The 6,370-nt window shown below is 49.4% G+C and carries 9 protein-coding genes; 3 read left to right on the top strand and 6 right to left on the bottom strand.

Translation table 11 applies throughout. The features are described 5' to 3' along the window. Positions 1-50: 50 nt before the first annotated feature. Positions 51-734, bottom strand: coding sequence for a DNA phosphorothioation-associated putative methyltransferase (locus tag AC5JLP_RS04385; RefSeq protein ID WP_496066689.1), 684 nt, complete (start codon positions 732-734; stop codon positions 51-53). Positions 735-940: 206 nt separating this feature from the next. Between AC5JLP_RS04385 and AC5JLP_RS04380 the strand changes: the two genes are divergently transcribed. Continuing rightward, positions 941-2,161 carry a phosphoadenosine phosphosulfate reductase domain-containing protein gene (locus AC5JLP_RS04380; protein WP_496066688.1) on the top strand — a complete coding sequence of 407 codons (1,221 nt, stop codon included), beginning with the start codon at positions 941-943 and terminating at the stop codon, positions 2,159-2,161. Positions 2,162-2,180: 19 nt separating this feature from the next. After that, complete coding sequence (locus tag AC5JLP_RS04375) at positions 2,181-2,429, top strand: hypothetical protein (protein ID WP_496066687.1); 249 nt, start codon at positions 2,181-2,183, stop codon at positions 2,427-2,429. Between the two features lie 28 nt (positions 2,430-2,457). On the opposite strand, the gene AC5JLP_RS04370 is transcribed toward AC5JLP_RS04375, so the two are convergent. From AC5JLP_RS04370 to AC5JLP_RS04355, 4 genes are all read right to left on the bottom strand, one after another. After that, positions 2,458-2,703 carry a hypothetical protein gene (locus tag AC5JLP_RS04370; protein ID WP_496066686.1) on the bottom strand — a complete coding sequence of 82 codons (246 nt, stop codon included), beginning with the start codon at positions 2,701-2,703 and terminating at the stop codon, positions 2,458-2,460. A gap of 106 nt (positions 2,704-2,809) precedes the next feature. Continuing rightward, complete coding sequence (gene dndE, locus AC5JLP_RS04365; protein WP_496066685.1) at positions 2,810-3,202, bottom strand: DNA sulfur modification protein DndE; 393 nt, start codon at positions 3,200-3,202, stop codon at positions 2,810-2,812. Between the two features lie 23 nt (positions 3,203-3,225). Next, positions 3,226-5,136: a DNA sulfur modification protein DndD gene (dndD, locus tag AC5JLP_RS04360; protein ID WP_496066684.1), complete on the bottom strand. Its 1,911-nt coding sequence runs from the start codon at positions 5,134-5,136 to the stop codon at positions 3,226-3,228. Further along, entirely contained in the window at positions 5,133-5,378 is a 246-nt protein-coding gene (locus AC5JLP_RS04355) for a hypothetical protein (protein ID WP_496066683.1), read from the bottom strand. The genes dndD and AC5JLP_RS04355 overlap by 4 nt, the downstream gene beginning before the upstream one ends. A 121-nt stretch (positions 5,379-5,499) precedes the next feature. Between AC5JLP_RS04355 and AC5JLP_RS04350 the strand changes: the two genes are divergently transcribed. Then, positions 5,500-5,727 (top strand): helix-turn-helix domain-containing protein, encoded by a 228-nt coding sequence (locus tag AC5JLP_RS04350; protein WP_496066682.1) that lies wholly within the window; start codon positions 5,500-5,502, stop codon positions 5,725-5,727. A gap of 13 nt (positions 5,728-5,740) precedes the next feature. On the opposite strand, the gene AC5JLP_RS04345 is transcribed toward AC5JLP_RS04350, so the two are convergent. Further along, entirely contained in the window at positions 5,741-6,334 is a 594-nt protein-coding gene (locus AC5JLP_RS04345) for an HNH endonuclease (protein WP_496066681.1), read from the bottom strand. Between the last annotated feature and the right edge of the window lie 36 nt (positions 6,335-6,370).

The raw sequence follows: 6,370 nt of genomic DNA, 5'->3' as shown, positions 1-6,370 counted from the left end.
TCAGTCTAACTTCTTTCCCTCCTTTCTCCGGTCTTATTAAGTTCACGATCCTAAGTGCCTGCTGTAAACGGCCCTGCTTCTAGTGCCGATCGAACGGGTTTAGAAAGCGCGGTCCGCACCAAAGCAGCTTTATGGCGATCGATCTTAAGTCCCGCTTGATTGGATGAAGCTCGGAGTGGACACGCCAGCCGATGCCCATGCAGTTCAACGTGATGGGCTGCTAGACGCTGCTGCCAGCCCAAACGGGTGCCAATCTCACGCGAGTTAGTCAGTAGACCTAGTCGATCCTGCTGGCGGGTTAATTCGGCAAAGTCTCTGTAGTGGGGATGGCTGGGCGCGACAAAGGTTTCTTTACGATGGAGTACGGGTGGATTGTCGGTGTCCCGATAATCACGACTGCCAACCTGCCCTGTACTCAGGTCTACTTGGATACTTTGCTGAAGGGTGGGATGTGGGTCAACCTCAAAGTTTGGATAGAACAAATAAGAGAGCTTAGGTTGAGCCGTGCTGAATTTAATCAGCGTTGGTGTAATCGGGTTTTGAAGATAGCGGCGAGCCGACTGCTCATAGGTTTGCAGCGTTGGATCAAGGCTTGGCAGGGCGGAAATGTGAACATAAAAGGCACCCAAGAGCCGCTTCCCGATCGAGCTTCGATCACAGCACGCCACCATATTAGCGAATTGCTGCTCGATCGTTTCGGAAGCGCACGTTGCCAGTTCTACACGTTCCATCATGCTTACCCAGCCGCTTACAACCAGCATAGGGCATTAGTCTGAACAAGGCGGAGAGAAAACGTTTCAGTATGTTTATACTAAAATTAGGTGATCAAGCTTACCTGGTGTACACCGAGCCACCGTCACGCTCCTAGCCGCTAAACCTGGTGTAGGATATAGGATCTCTGCTATGGTTAGTAGCCACTGGGAGGATATGAGCGCCAGCGATGAGAACTCTGAGTTTGTTTGAAGAAGAGCGCCTGACGTTACCGAAAAGCATTGAGCTATCGGTCGAATCGTTGCGTCACTATGGTTCCTTCTACAAACATTGGGCGATCGCGTTCTCGGGCGGAAAAGATTCTGCGGCAACCGTTACAGTGGTCGCTCACCTGATCGAAACAAGGCAAATTCCCCAACCTGAAAGTCTGACGATTCTCTATGCCGACACTCGCCAGGAATTGCCGCCGTTGCATACGAGTGCGCTCAATATTTTGGCTGCCCTGCGCGATCGCCTCCAGCCTCTCTTTAACAAAGGCTGTCTGGAAACGCGTGTCGTGTTGCCCGACCTAGATCATCGCTATTTTGTCTACATGCTGGGCCGAGGTGTGCCGCCGCCTTCCAATACCTTTCGCTGGTGTACGCCCAAGCTAAAAGTGATGAGTATGGAGCGGGAACTGGAAGCATTACGTCAGGAGCGGGGCGACAAGTTTCTGATGCTGACGGGTGTGCGGATTGGCGAAAGTGCTGCTCGCGATCAGCGCATCGCCGTTAGCTGCACGAAAGATGGCGGCGAATGCGGGCAGGGTTGGTTTCAACAATCGACTTCCACTGCTATCGCGGATACCTTGGCTCCGATAGTCCATTGGCGAGTCTGCCATGTTTGGGACTGGCTGCTTCAGGCAGATTTAGAGCTGGGCTTCCCGACCTTTGAAATTGCGAAGGTCTATGGACAGGACATTAGTGATGGGGAAGAGCCGCTCAATGCCAGAACGGGGTGCATCGGTTGTCCTCTTGTGCAGAAGGATGCGGCGCTCGATCGCGTGATTGCTCAACCAGAGTGGGCGTACCTGCAACCCTTGGCAAAACTACGTCCCTTATATTGGGAAATTAAAAAGCCGCAGTATCGTCATCGCAAGCATGGCGAGGTCAACAAAAACGGTTCTTTGTCCGCCAAACAAAATCGCTTGGGACCCCTACACATGGATGCTCGCCGCTGGATGCGATCGCAAGTTTTGGCAATTCAAGATGAGGTGAATACAGCCGCGCGATCGCTCGACAAGCCAGAAATCAGCCTGATTAACGCTGAAGAACTGGCGCGCATTGAGGAATTGATTGCGGCAAACACCTATCCTGAAAAGTGGGATGGAACGGAGCACCGAGGGGATGAATGGCTACCAGAAATTTTGCCCGATGGCAGTATCCAGCCTTTGTTATTCAATCAATTTTAATTAAGTTTAGTGAGCACTTATGGAAAAGAGAACAATCGCGCAAGCTGTAGTTGAAGTGTTACACGCTGCTAAACAGCCTTTGTCTAGCGCTGACATTACGCAAGCGATTCTCGACCAGAAGCTGTATGCCTTTAGCGCCAAAGATCCCAAAAGCATTGTGCGTGGAGCGATCGATCGACGCTGTGAAGGTTTGAATAGAAAGGATTCGATTGAGCCTAAGTACTTTGCAAAAACGTCAGAAGGCAAGTACAGGTTAAAAGATAACTAGTAGCCCCTTGGAAAAGGATGTGAGGCGTTCAAGTATCTTCTTTAATTAGAAGAACTTCATTTTCTTCGCTGTATACGTATATCGAATCTTCAACTTCTTCAAAATCCACTTCGGGAGTGTCATCAGGAGAAAAGTATCCATTCTCCTTCAGTACTTGAATAATAGCTTGTTCTGACTCCGAATTAATTTCTATTGATTTATTGTCTGATTCCCACCATCCAGATGTTGGTCCATATATATCCTCATCTTTATTCCCAATGTACTCGTTTATCATGATCGAAATATTGTAAATATCGAAATATTGTAAATAGACATCTTCTTTCTGTTGTAAGGATCAAGACTTTTTATTTATAACAGTCAAGACCGATGAATGCTATCTATCAGCTATTTGATTGAGGAATTATTCCTATAAAGTCTTCAATTTTCTTAAGCTGTATATCGCCAGCAAGATAACCAATACCCCGGTGAAGATGTAAGCGAAACTGCGTCGCAAGGGTTTCTTGATCGGTGGGTAAGCCATCGCTATAGCACCGTTGTTTCAGCGCGATGAGGAGCATCTCAGCCATTTCGCCGCCAAAGACCTGCCAAGTCATTTCAACGTTACTGTCAGCGGGAATGGGTACGGGAGAGGGTAGAGTCGCTTCTGCTAAAGAGCGGCAGAATGCCCAACGGCAAAGAATGTTCCACTGGTCGATTTTTGTGACGCGCTTGAGTTTGATGAGCTGATCTTTGGCAGCTTGGGAGAGTTTGATACGATCGACTGGAGGTTCCATTGGGGAGTAGAGGAATGGAGAAGTTAAGTGTGGAAAGGGAAGTAGCCCGGTTTGATTTTAGTTTGCTGCTTTTTTGAGTCGTATTGAAGTAAATACTCGCGGGCGATCGCTTGTTTTTCTCGAAGCTGCTGCACTTCTTTGCTGCCAATCTCCGTGTCGGTAGAGAGGAGAATCATCTGGTGGCTGGCGTTGGGGAAGTAGGCCTCAAGCAGGTTTTGACGGTGAGAAGAGTCGAGGCGACTGAGGGGGGTATCGATGGCGATCGGCAGTTGACGAGTGCTGATGCTGGCAAGTCCCCACAGGAAGGCGATCGCTAAAAGTTGTTTTTCTCCCGCAGAAAGGCGATGTTTCGGCACAAGCTGCCCCTCACTATCGTAAAGGGTGAGGCTAAAGTCGGTGGTATTAATCACGACCCGATGTAACAGGCTGGTTTTGTGAAACAGCAGGCGAAAGTAGCGGGTGACGCTGGACTCTAGTTGATCGAGTTTACGAAGGGTAAGCGTGTCGCGAAAGGCGGTAAGCGTCTTCTGGACAGCATGAGCAGCGGTGAGAAAATAATCGGTATTGTGCTGATCGATGTGTTGCTCGCTGTAACGGTGCAGTTCAGCTTTCGTGGCTTCGATGCGATCGCCCAGTTCGGTACAGCGACGACGGCTCAGTTCGCAGCTAAAAGCATATTCTTCCTGCTGCTGTTGGGTTGACTCCAGGTGAGAGCGGAGGCGTTCGTAGTCTTCGGGTGAGGGAGTTGCCTGAAGCTTAACGGTGAGGGTTTCGCTGTTGGCGGTGAGATTGTGCAGTTTAGAGAGTAAAGAGTGGGCGAGCTGAATTTGGTCGGGCAGCCAGTGCTGGAGCGTTTGAGCAAGCTGCTGAAGGGCTTCAAGGTCAGCGTGGAGCCAGGATTCACCCGTAATAGCAGCCGCTAGTGTCTGGTTTTCGTGCGCTAGAAAGGTTTGGATGGTTTTGACTTGGGTTGGTCTGAGTTTGAGCTGCTGGATGAGCGATAGCAAGCGCTGGTCGTGGTCTGCCATCAGCTCTTGGGCGGCTTGTGCCTGTTGGCGATGCAGCTCGGCTTGCCCTTGTTGCTGCGCCTGTTGCAGGAGGGGCTGAATGAGCGCCAGGGGTAGCAGATCGCCCGTGAGATGGCGCAGGTTTTGGTGATGGTGGTCGGCTTCGGTGCGGATTTTTTGCAACTGCTCGGTGAGTTGGGGTGCTGCTTCAGCCAGGTTGCCGCCTTCGGCATCAAATTTTGCTTGAGCGGCTTGCAAGCTTGTTTCTGCGATCTGAAGCTGGTCGGTGAGGGTGATCAAGCGGTCTTGTTCGGTCTGCAAATCGGTGTGTTGCTGGTTGAGGCGTTGTTCGATCGCATCTAATGCTTGACGATCGCTAGCTTCTGCCAAGTCTTTGCGTTTACGGTTGACCAAAATTTCCAGATCAACCATGAGGCGATCGCTGAGTTCTAGCCCCAAAACGGAGCGAATGGCTTCAATCACACCAGGCGGTGGAGTGTCTTGCTCTGCCAGTTCTTTGATCTGTTCGCCATCAAACAGAAAGAGGTTCGCCAAGCCCAGCGGCAGCCAGTCTTCGACGCGCTCATCCCAGGTTTTGGTGAGGATATCGTCTTCCCAACCGTCGAGGAAGACCTGAAGTTGATCTTTGCCGCCTTTGGGGTTGCGGCTCCAACGACGCTGGACTCGAATTTCGGCGAGTTTGTCGATGTTGCTGAGACGAAGGACGTGCTGAAAGGTGAGTTCGATCGTGGCTTCCGCTCCGACTGCCGCTTTAGAACACACGCATTGGCTGAGAAAGTCGCTGTAGGACTGGGCTTTTTTGCGGCGATCGATGTGGGCGCGTTGCCCGTAGAAGGCAAGGCGAATGGCATCCATGAGGGTGGTTTTGCCGCCCCCGTTTAGCCCACCAATGAGGATAATGGTCAATCAACTGAGATTTGTCTCGCTGCAACGCTAATCACCTCTCCAGCATTTTTGGTTGCAACAGGACGGCTCCATGTACTGCCAGCAATGAAGTTCAACCGATGCAGTAAATGGATTGCTCGGTTGACGGCTTTACGCGAACCTGTCAGCGAAATTCTGATCGGTTCCTCGTCTTGCACGGAGTCATCCAACGTATCAGCAGGCGGAGTGGGCGGAACCGAATTGCGGTCATCGATAAAACTCATAGGGAAACCCTGTCTAGCTTTGTGGACTTAATGGACTACAAAACCATAGCATCATCCTTTTTTGTAGTCCACAAGGACTCATTTTCTTTGAGTCTAACCGTCCTCTGGCACGATTAGAGTTATGGGCAAAGCGGGAAGAGTGCTAAAGACAGTGCTGGAGACTTACGGCATTAGCCAAACTGACCTGGCAGAAGTGCTGGGAGTTGGGCGATCGAACGTCTATCGCTGGGTAAATGAAGTGAGAGATCCCAATTCCGAAACCGTTATCAGCATCATCAAAGCGCTTGCAAGCATCAATCCAGATGCCGCAGCAGAGTTTAAAAGGCTCTACCTCAGCGGTTTTGAATAGACAAACGTTGCAATCAGGCAATTTTCCAAAAGTTACGATGCCACTGCAATGCTTCGCTTCTGGGGTAAAAATCCTCTTGATTTGGTAGAGAAATCGGTTGTTTATGATAGTCCATCATTCGTTTGGAATCTTCCGGCGGCTCTTCATCAAAACGGTTGTGAGGAATGATAATTTCATAATCATCACCGATACCAAACCACCCATGATCAAAAGCCCAGTGATGATTTTTACAAAGCGAAATTCCGTTTGTATAACTATCGTCTTTGAATTTAGCAAATGGTTTGATATGGGAGCCATCAACAATATTTTCGTCCTTAATCGACACAATACGTAGTTTGCAGAACGCACACTTGTAGTCATACAAGGCGATAATGCTTTTCCTGAAAGTTGCATCTCTAACAATTTCTTCGATGTCTTTACGATTCAGATCGTACAATTCATCATTAATTTGCTCGGCAGTTAATGGAAGCGGTCTACTGTTCTCAAGCTTAGAATATGTAGTCTGTAGTGGGCTAATTCCAAATAGTTTTTGTATTTGAGAAGCTTTATCAGAAAACCATCTCGTTGCAATAATAGCTATGAGAGCATTTGGTTGTGCATCAGACAAGGGTGGGATAGGTTAAAAGGTCATGCCAAGTCCAGG

The sequence above is a fragment of the Stenomitos rutilans genome (assembly GCF_059505485.1).
The sequence above is the reverse complement of the archived record's forward strand: the minus strand, read 5'-3'. Positions and strand labels throughout refer to the sequence as shown.